We start from the raw sequence: 14,869 nt of genomic DNA on the forward strand, positions 1-14,869 counted from the left end.
CTTCCATGGAAATCAGAGCCGAAGAGATCAGCGAGATCATCAGGAAACAGATCAAGGAGTATGGCAAGGAGGTAGAGGTGTCGGAAACCGGCACGATCATCTCCATCGGTGACGGTATCGCCCGTATCCACGGCCTGGCTGGCGCCATGGCCGGCGAGCTGCTGGAGTTCCCCGGCGGCGTGTCCGGCATGGTCCTCAACCTGGAAGAGGACAACGTCGGCGCCGCTATTCTCGGTGAATTCGCCGAGATCAAGGAAGGCGACACGGTCAAGCGTACCGGCCGCATCACCGAGGTACCGGTTGGTGACGCCCTGGTCGGCCGCGTCGTCAACGCCATCGGCCAGCCCATCGACGGCAAAGGCCCCATCAACACCAGCACCTTCAGCAAGGTGGAGATCAAGGCCCCCGGCATCGTCAGCCGCAAGTCGGTTCACCAGCCCATGGCCACCGGCCTCAAGGCGATCGACTCCATGGTTCCCATCGGGCGCGGCCAGCGCGAGCTGATCATCGGCGACCGCCAGACCGGCAAGACCGCCGTTGCCATCGATACGATCATCAACCAGAAGGGCGGCGACGTGATCTGCATCTATGTCGCCATCGGCCAGAAGCGTTCCACGGTCGCCCAGGTCGTTTCCAAGCTGAGCGAGCACGGCGCCATGGATTACACCATCGTCGTCGCCGCCACCGCCTCCGAGTCGGCCCCGCTCCAGTTCATCGCCCCCTACACCGGCGTCACCATGGGCGAGTACTTCCGCGACAACAAGAAGCACGCCCTGATCATCTACGATGACCTTTCCAAACAGGCCGTCGCCTATCGCCAGCTCTCCCTGCTGCTCCGCCGCCCGCCAGGACGCGAAGCCTATCCGGGCGACGTTTTCTATCTCCACAGCCGTCTGCTGGAGCGCGCCTGCAAACTGTCCGACGAGTGCGGCGCCGGTTCACTCACCGCCCTGCCGATCATCGAGACCCAGGCCGGCGACGTGTCCGCCTACATCCCGACCAACGTCATCTCCATCACCGACGGCCAGATCTATCTGGAGTCCGACCTGTTCTTCTCCGGCGTCCGCCCGGCCATCAACGTCGGCCTCTCGGTCTCCCGCGTCGGCGGTTCCGCCCAGACCAAGTCCATGAAGCAGGTCGCCGGTACGCTGCGCCTCAACCTGGCCCAGTACCGCGAGATGGCCGCCTTCGCCCAGTTCGGTTCCGACCTGGACAAGGCCACCCAGATGCAGTTGGCCCGCGGCGAGCGCCTGGTTGAGATCCTCAAGCAGCCCCAGTACCGTCCGATCCCCAACGAAAAACAGGTCCTGATCATCTTCGCCGCCAACAACGGCTTCCTCGATGACTACCAGGTCTCGGCGCTCAAGCGCTACGAGCCGGAACTGTACGCCTTTTTCGACAACCGTCAGGCCGACCTTTTGGCCGAACTGCGCGACAAGAAGGCCATCGACGATGAGCTGAAGGGCAAGATCGTTGCCGCGCTGGAGCAGTTCAAGAAGGAATTCACCGCGTAAACAAGGACGGTTTGAGACATGGCAAGCCTTAAAAGCATTAAAAAACGGATCGTATCCGTAAAGAATACCCGGCAGATCACCAAGGCCATGAAGATGGTCTCGGCCGCCAAGCTGCGCCGGGCTCAGGAGAACGTCGTTGCGGCGCGCCCCTACGCCGGCAAGCTGGCCGAGGTGCTCCAGTCCCTGGCCGGCAGTGTGGAAGGGGATCTCCACCCGCTTCTGGAGAAGCGCGAAGCCAAGAAGCTCCTCCTGGTGGTGGTCACCTCCGACCGCGGCCTGTGCGGCGGTTTCAACGGCAACCTGTGCAAGGCCGGCGAGCGCTTCATCAAGGAGAAACAGGGCGAGTTCGAGGAAATCACGCTGATGACGGTCGGGCGCAAGGGGTACGAGGCGCTCAAAAACCGCCACACCATCGCCAAGAACTTTCCCAACGTGCTGGCCAAGCCGAGCTACCAGACCGCGGCCATGCTGGCCCACGAGGTGATCGACGGCTACCTGGCCGCGGAATACGACCAGGTCATCCTGCTCTATAATGCCTTCCGCACGGTCATGTCCCAGGACATCACCTTCCAGCAGCTCCTGCCGGTGGAAGCCGAAGAGAAGACCGTGGCCGACGAGAACCCGGTGGAATACATCTACGAACCGTCGGTGGCCCAACTTCTGGCCGAGATCCTGCCCAAGAACATCGAGGTGCAGATCTTCAAGGCCATGCTGGAGTCGGTGGCCGCCGAACACGGCGCCCGCATGACCGCCATGGACAGCGCATCCAAAAACGCCAACGAGATGATCGGCAAGCTGACCCTGCAATACAACCGGGCCCGCCAGGCCGCCATCACCACCGAGCTGATGGAGATCATTTCCGGCGCCGAATCGATCAAGGGATAACAAGAGAACCGAATCACTATATGAGGCTTCACGGCCACAGGAGGACAGAGTTCCATGAGTCAGAACATCGGTAAAATTTCGCAGGTCATCGGCGCTGTTATCGACGTCGAATTCGAGCCCGGCAAACTGCCGGAGATCTACCATGCACTTCGGGTGACCAATCCGGCCATCGACGACCGTGAGAACAACCTGGTTCTCGAGGTTGCCCAGCACCTGGGCGAGAATTCGGTCCGCACCATCGCCATGGACTCCACCGACGGCCTCAAGCGCGGCCAGACGGTCATCGACACCGGCAAACAGATCTGCGCCCCGGTCGGCCACAAGACCCTGGGCCGCATCATGAACGTCATCGGCGAGCCGGTCGACGAAATGGGCCCCATCGGCAACGAGAAGGAATACGGCATCCACCGCGAAGCCCCCTCCTTCGAGAACCAGTCAACCAAGGTCGAGGCCTTCACCACCGGCATCAAGGTCGTTGACCTCCTCGCCCCCTACGCCCGCGGCGGCAAGATCGGCCTGTTCGGCGGCGCCGGCGTCGGCAAGACCGTTCTCATCATGGAACTGATCAACAACATCGCCAAGCAGCACGGCGGCTTCTCCGTCTTCGCCGGCGTCGGCGAGCGTACCCGCGAAGGGAACGACCTCTGGATGGAGATGAAGGAATCCGGCGTTCTCGACAAGGCCGCCCTGGTGTACGGCCAGATGAACGAGCCCCCGGGGGCCCGCGCCCGCGTCGCCCTCACCGCCCTCTCGGTCGCCGAGTACTTCCGCGACGAAGAAGGCCAGGACGTTCTTTTGTTCATCGACAACATCTTCCGTTTCACCCAGGCAGGTTCCGAGGTTTCCGCCCTTCTGGGCCGCATCCCCTCCGCCGTCGGTTACCAGCCGACCCTGGCCACCGAGATGGGTGAATTGCAGGAACGCATCACCTCCACCAAAAAGGGTTCCATCACCTCGGTCCAGGCCATCTACGTCCCGGCCGACGACTTGACCGACCCGGCCCCGGCCACCGCTTTCGCCCACCTGGACGCCACCACGGTTCTGTCCCGCCAGATCGCCGAGCTGGGCATCTACCCGGCCGTTGACCCGCTGGACTCCACCTCCCGCATCCTGGACCCCCAGGTCATCGGCGAAGAACACTACGCCGTGGCCCGTTCCGTCCAGTACGTGCTCCAGAAGTACAAAGACCTCCAGGACATCATCGCCATCCTCGGTATGGACGAGCTTTCCGAAGAGGACAAACTGGTCGTTGCCCGCGCCCGCAAGATCCAGCGCTTCCTGTCCCAGCCGTTCCACGTCGCCGAAGCCTTCACCGGCTCCCCCGGTAAATACGTCGAACTGAAGGACACCATCAAGGGCTTCCAGGAGATCGTGGCCGGCAAGCACGACGCCATGCCCGAGCAGGCCTTCTACATGGTCGGCTCCATTGAAGAGGCCATTGAAAAGGCCGCCAAGCTGGCTGCGGTATAAATTAACCTTACGGGGCACACCCCTTTCAAGGACTGATATATGGCTGAAAAGATGAAGCTGGAGATCGTCACCCCTTACAAGAAGGTGGTTGACATGGAAGTCGAAGAGGTCACCGCCACCGGCAAGCTGGGCGAATTCGGCGTCCTGCCGGGCCACGCCCCGTTTCTGACCTCGCTCAGGATCGGCGAGCTTGCCTACAAGTACGACGGCAAGATCGAGCACATGGCCCTCAACTGGGGCTACTTCGAGATCAAGGACGACAAGATCATCGTCCTGGTGGAGACCGCCGAGGCCGCCGAAGAGATCGACGTGGAGCGTGCCAAGGCCGCCCTGGGGCGCGCCGAGGAAAAGCTCAAGCAGCTCACCGCCGAGGACAAGCAGTTCAAGGTCTACGAGGCAGCGCTGGAGCGTGCCATGATCCGCGTGCAGGTAGCGGGCAAGGCGGTTCGCAGGTAGGTTCACTACCGGATAGGTATGTCAAGGAGCGGCAGCAATGCCGCTCTTTTTTTTGTTCATCCCCCTCTCGGCCTCCCTCCGCCGGGGGAAGGAACTGGTTGCCACGGTACAGTACGCAGTTCCAGGAGCCCCCATGCCGCCACCCAAACGCCCGCCGCCCAAGTACCAGCCCAAGGGGCTCACGGTCCTGCACGAGGACCGGGCAATCATCGTCGTGGAAAAACCGTGCGGCCTTCTCACCATCGGCACGGAGCGGGACAAGACGCGGACCGCCCACACCATCCTCAACGACTACGTGCGCAAGGGCGACCCCCGCTCCCGGAACCGGGTCTACATCGTCCACCGCCTGGACCGGGACACCTCCGGCCTCCTCATCTTCGCCAAGAGCGAAACCACCAAGATCTTCCTCCAGGACCACTGGCAGGAGACCGACAAACGCTACCTCACCATCGTCCACGGCATCCTCGACCCGAAGAGCGGGACCATCGCCAGCTACCTGGCCGAGAACAGCGCCCTGAACGTCTACTCCACCACCGACCCCGCCAAGGGGAAACTTGCCCGCACCGAATACACCGTCCTGAAAGAGGCCAAAGGCCTCAGCCTGCTGGCGATCCACCTGCTCACCGGCCGCAAGCACCAGATCCGGGTCCACCTGTCCGAGCAGGGGCACCCGGTGGCGGGGGACCGGAAATACGGCAGAAACGACGGCTACGCCACCCTGGCGCTCCATGCCCGCTCCATCGCCTTCACCCACCCGGTGAACGGCAGAAGGCTCTTCTTCGAGACCGGCGTCCCGGACTTTTTCACCCGGCTGATGGGGGCGATAGACGTACCGGCAGACTGATGTCTGCCTGCGCCGATGTGCTTTTGTTGTGGGGGTGGGGATGCGGTGAGACGGCCAAGGCGGGTCGCGGGTGCTTATCCACAATTGACGAGTATACCCCGCTGTTAATTTTTTTAACAGACTGTTTATTTTTTTTTCCGGTGGTATAGTTAAATCAGCTGGAAGAGGTACAAAAAGGCATAAGGAGGTTTCAATTCGTATGGAAGACACTCCGCCTGGCTCTTTAACGTAGTATAGCAGCACCACATAATCCGATGCAGCACGGATCGGAACTATCCTCGCAAGAGGAACACAGAACCAAAAAAATTCAGAAGCCCACCGATTCCCTGGTGGGCTTTTCCTTTTCCGCGAAATGCGCTACCCTCACCCCATGAACGCCATCATCCTCATCGGCATACCGGCCAGCGGCAAGAGCACCTTCTACCGGCAGCGGTTCTTCTTCACCCATATGCGCATCAGCCTGGACATGCTCAAGACCCGCCACCGGGAAAGGCTCCTGGTGGAGGCCTGCCTGGCGGCCCGCCAACCCTTTGTGGTGGACAACACCAATGCCAGCCCCCAGGAGCGCGCCCGCTTCATCGGCCCGGCCCGGCAGGCCGGGTTCCGGGTGGTCGGCTATTATCTCGACTCCACGGTGGCGGATGCGCTGGAACGCAACCGGCAGCGACAGGGCACGGGCCGGATACCGGACAAGGGGGTGGCCGGGGTCGCGGCGCGGCTGGAATTGCCGACCTTGGGGGAGGGGTTCGATGAGTTGCGGTACGTGCGGATGGATGGGGAGGGCGGGTTTGTGGTGGAGGAGTGGCGGGATTTGCAGCGTTGACAGGTGGATGCAGGCAGGGTAAGGTAAGTCGATTTTTTTTGCTATGGAGTGGGGATGGTTGGGATGGGAGAATCGGACGATTTATGGAGGCCGCTGAACCGGGGAGGATCTCGGTTGGGCGGTTTTTTTACTTCAAGAGAGGCAACGAAGGCTTTGTATTTATTCTCAGTAGTATTTATGCTTACAGTAAGTTATGTGATCTGATACGTTAACGGTACGATACTCAATGCAAAATCATACTTACTAGGAAAGAAAAATATGACGCGTAGAGAACGAATCGAGCGGTTAATAAAGGCAATTCCGGATTTGAGTAATTATCGTTTAGAGCTAGTAGATCGCATTGTTGCTGTTTTTTCACAACCATGGGAATTGGCGTGTGATCCAACCTCTGATATTATTTCAGAGACCTCTCTCGCTGATTTCGGGGATGTTTTGCGCCTTCATCATTGTTTTTCAAGAGAACCTTTCTCAAAGGATAAATTCGAGTTTGCCCTTGAAATGGTCCTCCAAGCCTCTGGGAAAGATGCCCGATTGGCTCCAAGAGGAACGCGTGGATATGACATCGAAATTTCAGGTCATAAAGTATCTCTAAAAACCGAAGCGGCCAAAGCAATCCGACAAGAATTAATTCACATCTCAAAATTTATGGAACTTGGCGGTGGACAGTGGGGCGATAGCCCCAATGATCTCGTCGGCCTGAGACAACAGTTTCTTGGAAATCTCGCCGGAATAGAGCGCATATTAGTGTTGCGTGCCCTAAAAAAAGGGGCACCAGATTATTTGTACGAACTTGTTGAAATACCAAAGGCTTTGCTTGAATTGGCAAATCAGGGACGTTTAGAAATGCGGTTGGAGAGTAAGCAGCACCCGAAACCGGGATACTGCTACGTAGAACGTGATAACGAGACTCTATACAGCCTTTATTTCGATGGTGGTGGGGAGCGAAAACTGCAAATCAAGTCGCTACGGAAGGATTTGTGCAGAATTCATGCAACTTGGCGTTTCGATGTGGAGTTTCAAGAACAGGCATAAGAGGTGGCGTGACAGAGAACAGACGTTGGCGGGCAATGTCAACGTATTCTGTTTTTAATTCTACACCGACGCATTGACGGCCTGTCTCAATTGCTACAACACCCACAGTACCGCTTCCGAAAAATGGATCAAGTACAGTGCCGCCTACCGGAGAACCGGCTAAAATGCAAGGACGAACGAGTGCACGCGGGAATACGGCAAAATGAGCTTCCTTGCACGGCTCTGTATTGATGCTCCAAATTGACCGCTTATTTTTTCGGGTTTTCCCGTCTGCAGTTGGCTCCTTTATAGCGTCTTGATTGAAGTAGTATACTTCGTTCTTTGATAGCATGAACAGATATTCGTGCGCCATTGTTACCCTGTCTTTTACCGATTCGGGCTGGCAATTTGGCTTGTGCCAGATAATGTCGGAGCGTAGATACCAGCCATCAAGTTGCAAGGCCATTGCAAGCATCCAGGCTACACCGATCAAGTCTTTAGGTTTAAGACCCTCTGGTGTGTCAGGGCGGAATGACATGGCCCGGCCTGCATTTTTGGAGTCGGATTGACGCCAAGTTCTTCCGCCGGAAGTGTAGGTATTACCGATATTGAGCCAAAGCGTGCCGTCACCTCTCAGGACACGCCGCACATCGCGAAAGATGGTAACCAAGTCCCTAATATAATCCTGAATCGTTGCTTCAGCGCCGATTTGCCCTTCGTAACCATAGTCGCGCATACCCCAATAAGGGGGAGAGGTGATGCAGCAATCAAAAAAGTTGTCGGGGAGGTGTGATAGTTCCTGGCGGATGTCACCATGGATAATTCGAACCGGCTCATTATCAAAATGTGTTGCAGCAGTCATGATTCTTCTCTCGATCGTGATGTGTCGGACGCGTTTTGGGGGGAATAGCTAGAAGAATTCTCATGCACTCGTGCATTAAGCGTATCAATAATGTAGGCATGTAGGGTCATGTCGCATTCCAAAGCCTTAAATTTCAGTGCTTTGTGCAGTTTCTCCTCGATTTCAAGAGGGAAAGTTTTTTTTCTTTTTGTTTCTTGTGAATGCATCATAAGACGAGGTTACCTAAGTTACCTTGGTAAGTCAAGTTGGTTTTAATTCTAATAGAAATAAATGAAACTACAAGGCGTCACCCTTTGATTCGGCCAAATTCTATACTCCATCGTGACCACATCGAACTGTACGCCACCCCCTCCCAGCCCTTCCCTGCTGGTGGTGGGAATATAACCACGAAGCGAACTAACATGACCGCACCCACCCGTGACTTTTATCGCGACAAACTCCTGAAACACCTTCTGGGCGTGCCGGTATACTTTGAGAGCGATAAAGGGTAACAGAGAGATAACCAGAGATAACGGTGCCCACCTATGGAAAAGAACCGACTGGAAGCCTTTAGCGATGGCGTGATCGCCATCATCATCACCATCATGGTCCTGGAGATGAAGGTGCCCCACGGCTCCGAACTCTCCGCCCTTTTGCCGGTCCTGCCGGTATTCCTCAGCTATCTCCTCAGCTTCGTCTACATCGGCATCTACTGGAACAACCACCACCACATGCTGCACACGGTCCGCCGCGTGACCGGCGGCATCCTCTGGGCCAACCTGCATCTGCTCTTCTGGCTCTCCCTGTTCCCCTTCGCCACCGGCTGGATCGGCACCAACCATTTCACTTCCGCTCCCCTGGCGCTCTACGGGGCGGTGCTGCTTCTGGCGTCCATTGCCTACTTTATCCTGCAACAGACGATCATCGCCAGCCAGGGACCGGATTCGATCCTGAAAAAGGCCGTGGGCCGGGACGTGAAGGGGAAGGTGTCCCCCATCCTTTATGCCGCCGCCATCCCGGCGTCGTTCTACGAACCCCGGATCGCCAACGCCATCTACGTGTTCGTGGCGTTGATGTGGCTGGTGCCGGACCGGCGTATCGAGCGGGCATTGCGGGCAGCGGCCCCCTAGGAGGTTGTTGAAAAACAGCCATCTCGCCGCCGTCCTCGAAAGCCCTTTCGTGCGGCGTAGCGCTGCTACGCCTCCTCAGAGCTTTCTGCGGGTGCGACGATCTGACTATTTTTGAACAACCTGCGTTTTTTAACAGCCTGCTAGGGGCAATCGGATAGGGGCGGGGTCCTGTCCTGGCCGGCACTTTTTTAAGCGAGTGGCTGCGGATTTCCGTTGTGGGCCGAGCTGGCCTGGGGTAGAACAGGGTGGAGATCAACGGCAAGGCGGTTACACATGAGTTGTCCATTCTGTGCTGCGGAGATACCTGGGGCCGTCCTGGCCAACGACCATGCAGTGGCCGTGTACGACGGCTTTCCGGTGACCCCCGGCCATAGCCTGATCATCCCGAGGCGGCACATGGCCTCGTTCTTCGAGGCGAGCAGGGAGGAACGGTCGGCGCTGCTCGACCTGCTGGAGGAGATGCGCGCACTCCTGCAAAGGGAACATAACCCCGACGGCTTCAACATCGGCATCAACGACGGCGCCGCCGCCGGACAGACGGTCATGCACCTGCATATCCACCTGATCCCGCGCTATGCGGGGGACACCGGCGACCCGCGCGGCGGGGTGCGCTGGATCATGCCCGAGAAGGCGCCGTACTGGAAGAGACGGTGAGAGGGTTGGAGCGGCGGGAAGAATACTTTGCAGCGGTGCGGGCAGGAATGGACAGGGACTATCAGTCGATGAAACGGTTGTTTGCAGGTGTTATCGAGAGGTCTTTCGAGACTTCGTAGGAACCTCGTCGTTCTTGGCTTTATCGACAAAACGTCCGCTCGTTGCGTCGCGTTTTACCCAAATCCCCTCGATAGCGGACGAGGAGGCTACATTGCGCGCCAAGGCACTATCGCGCGTGGCGCGGTCTTTCAGGTAGGGATTGGTGTCAAGCAGTGACTTTTTCATAGTGTTACTATACCTCAAATCAAACTGAAATGTGAGCAAAAAGGGACAGCGAGCCACCATGACCGCACCAATCTGCGACTTCTATTGCGACAAGATCCTGAAAGGCCTCATCGACGTGCCGGTGTGCTTCGAGAACGAGCACGTCTTTGCCTTCCACCACACCAACCCGATCTGGGAGAACCATGTGGTGCTGCTCCCCAAACGCCACGTGGAATCCCTCATCACCCTGGAGGAGGCGGACAACGACCTGCTCCTGGAACTTATGCGCACGGCCACGATGATCGCCCGCGACTTCATGGAGCGCTTCGGGGCCTGCCGGGTGTACACCAACCTGGGGGAGTACCAGTCCTCCAAGCACCTGCACTGGCACATCGGCTGCGGCGCCCAGTTGCGCCCCTATTGACAAGTCGGGCCGAGTGCTGGAGAATTGTGAACATGGCGATTGCGAGTCTCGTTCCTCTTTTTGAATATTTATATCTTGGTAGTCTGGAAAACTGGTTATATAGTGAATTCATGGCTCGAAGCCATCCCCCGACCTCTTTACTCCGGACAGGAGAAGGCACATGAAAAAGGATGCTACGGAAAAAACGCTCTCCGCTCTTTCGAAAAAGGTGGGTCAGTCGGTACGCTCCGAGGCCAAATCGGTCAAAAAGTCGTTGCTAGCCAGTTTTCGCAAGGAAATGTCCCATGCCAAGACGGATGCCAGAACCATTGTCGGCCGAAAATCCACCGGAAAAGCCTAAGCTCCTGGTGATCGCCGGGCCGAACGGCTCCGGGAAAACCACCTTTACCAAACAGTTGCTGGGGCATCACTGGTCGGACGATTGCGTGTTCATCAATCCGGATATCATTGCCGAACGGGAATTCGGAGGATGGAACGACCAAGCGTCGATACTGAAGGCTGCCGACCGTGCCGCCGAACTGCGTGAGGAGTGTCTGCGCACAAGGACAAGTATGGTGGTGGAAACCGTTCTTTCGATGGAAGATAAGGTCGATTTTTTGCGGCGCGCCCAGGAGAATGGTTTTTTTGTGCGCGTCTTTTTCATTGGCACGGATACGCCGGAGATCAACGCAGCCAGGGTTACCCGCCGGATGATCGAAGGGGGGCACGAAGTACCCATTAACAAGATCCTTGCGAGATATTTCAGATCCATGCGCCTTTGTGTTTCGGCGGGTCTTATCTCAGACCGGTTGTACGTCCATGACAACTCTTTTGACGGCGAAAATCCGGTACTGCTGTTCAGAAAGCATGATGGAGAGTTCTACAAAACGTATCCGGGCCTGAATAAACACTGGTGGGCCGAGGAGATTTTCCGGGAGCTGCGGAAACTCAAAAAACTGGAGACGGTTTCAAGTGCCAGCGATAATTGAACCGTCTGTTAAAGTTACAAACGGCTAAACCCCACCTGTAATCTCTATTACGCCAAGGTTTTCAGCATGTGCCGGTGTGTTTCGTGAACGAGAGCAGGTTCTTGTCCTTCGCCGTATCGATTTTACCCTCATGCCGGGCTAAACCGGTCAGGAGTGAACCATGACGCCATTCTCCTATTTCCCCACCCCGGATTTCGCCGCCAAGCTGGCCAAGATCGAGAAACACGACCCGCCGGGGCACAGCCGCATCCTGGGCGTGATCGACCGCATCCTCCACAACCCCGGCGACGCCGACGGCTGGATGCACGGCGACCACCACGGCCGCCTCAAGAAGTACGTGGGCCGCAACGACTACCGCCTCATCTACAACTGGTGCGAGGTCTGCCGCAAACAGGCCAAGACCCTGGAAGAGAAGTGCGGTTTCTGCCGCGAGGTGGGGGACAACAGCGTGATCTTCTTTACGGTTTACCACAAGAACGAGGCGAGCCGGGTGTAAGCAACCATGCCGAGACGCCACCCGCCACGGGAAGAACCGCTTGAGACCCGCAGGCACGTATTCACCTGCCCCCACTGCGGCGAACGCATCTCCGCGGTGCTGGACCTGTCGGCCGGCTACCAGCGCTACATCGAGGACTGCGAGGTCTGCTGCAACCCCATCGAGATCACCTGTCAGGCGGAAGAGGGGGCGATCATCGCCTTCCAGGCCGGGATTCCGTGAGTAAGGGAAACGGCCGCTTGCCAAGGATGATGTTATGGTGTATATCTTAGCCATATACAGGGAACAGTAATGGTGCCATGGGAAACGATAACCGGCTTTAACTGGGACAAGGGCAACGAACAGAAAAATTCCAAGCACGGCGTTACGCCTGCCGAAGCGGAGCACGTGTTTCTGAATGAGCCGCTGGTTGTTCTCGATGATCCGAAACATAGCGATATCGAGCAACGTTTTCACGCCTTGGGTCACACAAATGAGGGCCGGTTACTGCATATTACTTTTACCATTCGCGTCAACAAAATTCGGGTTATCTCCGCCCGGGACATGCACCGAAAGGAGCGAACCGTTTATGAGCAAGAAACTTAAAGAGATACCAAGATTTGCCAACGAGGATGAAGAACGGGAGTTCTGGCTGACCCACGACACGACCGATTATGTCGATTGGTCGAAAGCCCAAAAAGTCACCTTCCCGAATCTGAAACCGACAACTCAATCCATCTCCCTGCGGCTGCCGCTCTGGATGCTGGATTCCATCAAAACAACCGCTAATCGCCAGGATGTACCCTATCAATCGCTCATCAAGGTCTGGTTGAACGAAAAGCTGGAAGAGGCGCACCACGGGGCCAAGTAAACTTGTCTTGCTGGCGACCCGCCTGTCCAGCGACTGACCACCTCTACCCTACGAGATCCTGCACCGAACACCCTTGACCCCATGGACCGCTCCTCGCGCAATCGCCTGACGGAAAAACTCCTGCCCCAATTTGCCGGGACCACCCTGTTCGACGCCGTGGGTCGGGCGGTCTGCGCCGCGGGCTGTCTGCCGCGCAAGGAGCTGTATGAGGCGTGGGAGGTGGCCCGCCGGGTGCGCCGCCGTTTCCGGGGCGGGCGGGTCGTGGACCTGGCCTGCGGCCACGGGCTGTTGGCCCAGCTTCTGCTGCTTCTGGACGATACCTCTTCCCTGGCCCTGGCCGTGGACCGGCGGATACCCAAAAGCGCCGCGACCCTGGCGGCGGCCATGGACGCGGCCTGGCCGCGCCTGGCGGGGCGGACCCGGTTTGTGGAGGCGGACCTGGAGGGGGTGGAACTGCACCGGGACGATGTGGTGGTGTCGGCCCACGCCTGCGGCGGGTTGACGGATCTGGTGCTGGAGCGGGCCGTGGCGGCGAGGGCTCGGGTGGCGGTGCTCCCCTGTTGCCACGACCTGAAGGGGGGCGACCTGGGGGGGCTGGAGGGGTGGCTGGACGGGCCGCTGGCCATGGACGCGGCGCGGGTGGCCCGGCTGCGCTCCTGTGGCTACCGGGCGATCACCCAACGGATACCGGGGGATATCACCCCCAAGAACCGGCTGCTGTTGGCGGAACCGGAAGAGGGGAGCGGACCATGACGTCGCCGCAACGGACCGATTATCACGAGGAGGGGGTGGAAGTCCCCTATGAGCAGATCAATCCCGATACCCTGCGCAATCTGGTCGGCGAGTTCGTGACCAGGGAGTGGGAGGAGTCGGGGGAGGTCAGCTATACCCTGGACCAGAAGATCGAGCAGGTGCTGCGGCAACTGCGCGAAGGGAAGGCGAAGGTGGTCTTCGACGCCGCGTCGGAGAGTTGCAACATCGTGCCGTGCCGCTCTTGACAGCGGAGGTCTTCCCGTGGTTCACTACGGCATGATATCCGCCACGAGACAATACCGTTCCGCCCTGCCTCCCGTGCTGCGCCGCGCCGCCCTGCCGGGCGGGGAGTGACCCATGCTCCTGCGCCTCTTCCTGGTTTTCACCATCGTCCCGATCGTCGAAGTCTGGCTGTTGATCAAGATCGGCCGGGTCATCGGCGCGCTCCCCACCGTGGGGGTCCTGCTGGCCATCTCCCTGGCCGGGGCCTGGCTGGCCCGGTCCCAGGGCTTCCGGGTCATCGTCGCCATCCGGGACGAACTGGCCATGGGGCGCATGCCGGGGGCCCAGATCCTGGACGGCGCCATTATCCTGGCAGGGGGGATTCTCCTGTTGACCCCCGGTTTTTTTACCGATTTCGTCGGCCTGTTCTTCCTCATCCCCGCCACCCGCATGCTTTTGAAGCGCTGGCTGGGGATTTGGCTGGAACGGCGGCTGCGCCAGGGGAGTTTTGTGGTCCGCCGCTTCTGAAATATTCCGCAGGAACACTACCAATGCATGAAAAAGGAGATCCCGTGAACGATATGATCGAGCTGTTGAGGAAACGCCGGAGCATCCGCGCCTTTACCCCGGAGCCGGTGGCGCCGGAAACCGTGGACCTGCTGGTGGAGGCGCTGCTCCGGTCGCCGTCGTCCCGTGGCAAGAATCCGTGGGAGTTCGTGGTGGTGGACGACCGGGAACTGCTGGAGCAGCTCTCCCGCTCCAAGGAGCACGGCTCCCAATTCATCAAAAAGGCGCCGCTGGCCATCGTGGTCTGCGCCGACAGCACCCAGTCGGACGTGTGGGTGGAGGATTGCTCCATCGCGGCCATCATCGTGCAGATGACGGCCCTCTCCCTGGGGCTGGGAAGCTGCTGGGCCCAAATACGCAAGCGCACCCACGACGCCGGCCGCTCGGCGGAGGAGTATATCCGCGAGATCCTGGGGCTGCCGGAGCATATGGCGGTGGAGTGCATCGTCGGCATCGGACATCCGGCGGAGGAGAAAAAACCGGTCCCGGCCGGGGCGCTGCACTACGACAAGGTGAAGCGCAACCGGTATTAAGCAGTGTCACGTGCGGTTAGTTCGCACTCGTCATTCCGGCTCTTTTGACCGCTGCCGTCGTTACGGCTCCTTGATGTAGGCCGTGCTACACCTGCGTCGCCGCGCCTTGGCACCGGCCAAAATAGCGCGGAATTACTTCCCGCAGCTAACCGCACGGGACACTG

General features: G+C 58.6%; 21 protein-coding genes. 20 read left to right on the forward strand and 1 reads right to left on the reverse strand.

Annotated features, from left to right (window positions below; all coding sequences use genetic code 11):
* Positions 1-5 precede the first annotated feature (5 nt).
* The 7 genes from atpA to LDN12_RS02780 all read left to right on the forward strand — a co-directional run bounded on the left by atpA (position 6) and on the right by LDN12_RS02780 (position 7,024).
* The gene (gene atpA / locus LDN12_RS02750; protein ID WP_223921162.1) at positions 6-1,514 is read left to right on the forward strand and encodes a F0F1 ATP synthase subunit alpha; all 1,509 of its coding nucleotides are present in this window, start codon (positions 6-8) and stop codon (positions 1,512-1,514) included.
* 18 nt (positions 1,515-1,532) lie between these two features.
* Entirely contained in the window at positions 1,533-2,399 is an 867-nt protein-coding gene (gene atpG / locus LDN12_RS02755) for an ATP synthase F1 subunit gamma (RefSeq protein ID WP_223921163.1), read from the forward strand.
* Between the two features lie 54 nt (positions 2,400-2,453).
* On the forward strand, positions 2,454-3,869 hold the full coding sequence (gene atpD / locus LDN12_RS02760) for a F0F1 ATP synthase subunit beta (RefSeq protein ID WP_223921164.1): 1,416 nt from the start codon (positions 2,454-2,456) through the stop codon (positions 3,867-3,869).
* A gap of 39 nt (positions 3,870-3,908) precedes the next feature.
* On the forward strand, positions 3,909-4,325 hold the full coding sequence (locus LDN12_RS02765) for a F0F1 ATP synthase subunit epsilon (protein WP_223921165.1): 417 nt from the start codon (positions 3,909-3,911) through the stop codon (positions 4,323-4,325).
* Positions 4,326-4,458: 133 nt separating this feature from the next.
* Complete coding sequence (locus LDN12_RS02770) at positions 4,459-5,169, forward strand: RluA family pseudouridine synthase (protein WP_374045073.1); 711 nt, start codon at positions 4,459-4,461, stop codon at positions 5,167-5,169.
* Between the two features lie 370 nt (positions 5,170-5,539).
* Positions 5,540-5,992: an ATP-binding protein gene (locus tag LDN12_RS02775; protein ID WP_223921167.1), complete on the forward strand. Its 453-nt coding sequence runs from the start codon at positions 5,540-5,542 to the stop codon at positions 5,990-5,992.
* A gap of 258 nt (positions 5,993-6,250) precedes the next feature.
* Positions 6,251-7,024: a restriction endonuclease gene (locus LDN12_RS02780; protein WP_223921168.1), complete on the forward strand. Its 774-nt coding sequence runs from the start codon at positions 6,251-6,253 to the stop codon at positions 7,022-7,024.
* On the opposite strand, the gene LDN12_RS02785 is transcribed toward LDN12_RS02780, so the two are convergent.
* A complete protein-coding gene (locus LDN12_RS02785) occupies positions 6,948-7,865 on the reverse strand; it encodes a site-specific DNA-methyltransferase (RefSeq protein ID WP_223921169.1) in 918 nt (305 codons plus the stop codon). The genes LDN12_RS02780 and LDN12_RS02785 overlap by 77 nt on opposite strands.
* 524 nt (positions 7,866-8,389) lie before the next feature.
* On the opposite strand from LDN12_RS02785, the gene LDN12_RS02790 reads away from it, so the two are divergent.
* From LDN12_RS02790 to LDN12_RS02850, 13 genes are all read left to right on the forward strand, one after another.
* Positions 8,390-8,974, forward strand: a complete 585-nt coding sequence (locus tag LDN12_RS02790) for a TMEM175 family protein (RefSeq protein ID WP_223921170.1) — start codon at positions 8,390-8,392, stop codon at positions 8,972-8,974.
* 273 nt (positions 8,975-9,247) lie between these two features.
* A complete protein-coding gene (locus LDN12_RS02795) occupies positions 9,248-9,628 on the forward strand; it encodes an HIT family protein (protein ID WP_223921171.1) in 381 nt (126 codons plus the stop codon).
* Positions 9,629-9,971: 343 nt separating this feature from the next.
* The gene (locus tag LDN12_RS02800; protein WP_223921172.1) at positions 9,972-10,316 is read left to right on the forward strand and encodes an HIT family protein; all 345 of its coding nucleotides are present in this window, start codon (positions 9,972-9,974) and stop codon (positions 10,314-10,316) included.
* Between the two features lie 160 nt (positions 10,317-10,476).
* The gene (locus tag LDN12_RS02805) at positions 10,477-10,656 is read left to right on the forward strand and encodes a hypothetical protein (protein WP_223921173.1); all 180 of its coding nucleotides are present in this window, start codon (positions 10,477-10,479) and stop codon (positions 10,654-10,656) included.
* Positions 10,601-11,284: a zeta toxin family protein gene (locus LDN12_RS02810; RefSeq protein WP_223921174.1), complete on the forward strand. Its 684-nt coding sequence runs from the start codon at positions 10,601-10,603 to the stop codon at positions 11,282-11,284. The genes LDN12_RS02805 and LDN12_RS02810 overlap by 56 nt, the downstream gene beginning before the upstream one ends.
* Before the next feature lie 160 nt (positions 11,285-11,444).
* Positions 11,445-11,780, forward strand: coding sequence for a type II toxin-antitoxin system RelE/ParE family toxin (locus LDN12_RS02815; protein ID WP_223921175.1), 336 nt, complete (start codon positions 11,445-11,447; stop codon positions 11,778-11,780).
* Positions 11,781-11,786: 6 nt separating this feature from the next.
* Complete coding sequence (locus LDN12_RS02820) at positions 11,787-12,002, forward strand: CPXCG motif-containing cysteine-rich protein (protein ID WP_223921176.1); 216 nt, start codon at positions 11,787-11,789, stop codon at positions 12,000-12,002.
* A gap of 69 nt (positions 12,003-12,071) precedes the next feature.
* Positions 12,072-12,365 (forward strand): BrnT family toxin, encoded by a 294-nt coding sequence (locus LDN12_RS02825; RefSeq protein WP_223921177.1) that lies wholly within the window; start codon positions 12,072-12,074, stop codon positions 12,363-12,365.
* Positions 12,349-12,630, forward strand: a complete 282-nt coding sequence (gene brnA / locus LDN12_RS02830) for a type II toxin-antitoxin system BrnA family antitoxin (RefSeq protein WP_223921178.1) — start codon at positions 12,349-12,351, stop codon at positions 12,628-12,630. Before LDN12_RS02825 ends, brnA begins: the two co-directional genes overlap by 17 nt.
* 81 nt (positions 12,631-12,711) lie before the next feature.
* The gene (locus LDN12_RS02835; protein WP_223921179.1) at positions 12,712-13,383 is read left to right on the forward strand and encodes a methyltransferase; all 672 of its coding nucleotides are present in this window, start codon (positions 12,712-12,714) and stop codon (positions 13,381-13,383) included.
* Positions 13,380-13,628, forward strand: a complete 249-nt coding sequence (locus tag LDN12_RS02840) for a YheU family protein (protein WP_223921180.1) — start codon at positions 13,380-13,382, stop codon at positions 13,626-13,628. Before LDN12_RS02835 ends, LDN12_RS02840 begins: the two co-directional genes overlap by 4 nt.
* Positions 13,629-13,740: 112 nt before the next feature.
* Positions 13,741-14,133 (forward strand): FxsA family protein, encoded by a 393-nt coding sequence (locus tag LDN12_RS02845; protein WP_223921181.1) that lies wholly within the window; start codon positions 13,741-13,743, stop codon positions 14,131-14,133.
* 53 nt (positions 14,134-14,186) lie between these two features.
* Positions 14,187-14,705 (forward strand): nitroreductase family protein, encoded by a 519-nt coding sequence (locus tag LDN12_RS02850; RefSeq protein ID WP_223924011.1) that lies wholly within the window; start codon positions 14,187-14,189, stop codon positions 14,703-14,705.
* Positions 14,706-14,869 lie beyond the last annotated feature (164 nt).

It is taken from the genome of Geobacter sp. AOG2, assembly GCF_019972295.1.
Lineage (GTDB): Bacteria > Desulfobacterota > Desulfuromonadia > Geobacterales > Pseudopelobacteraceae > Oryzomonas.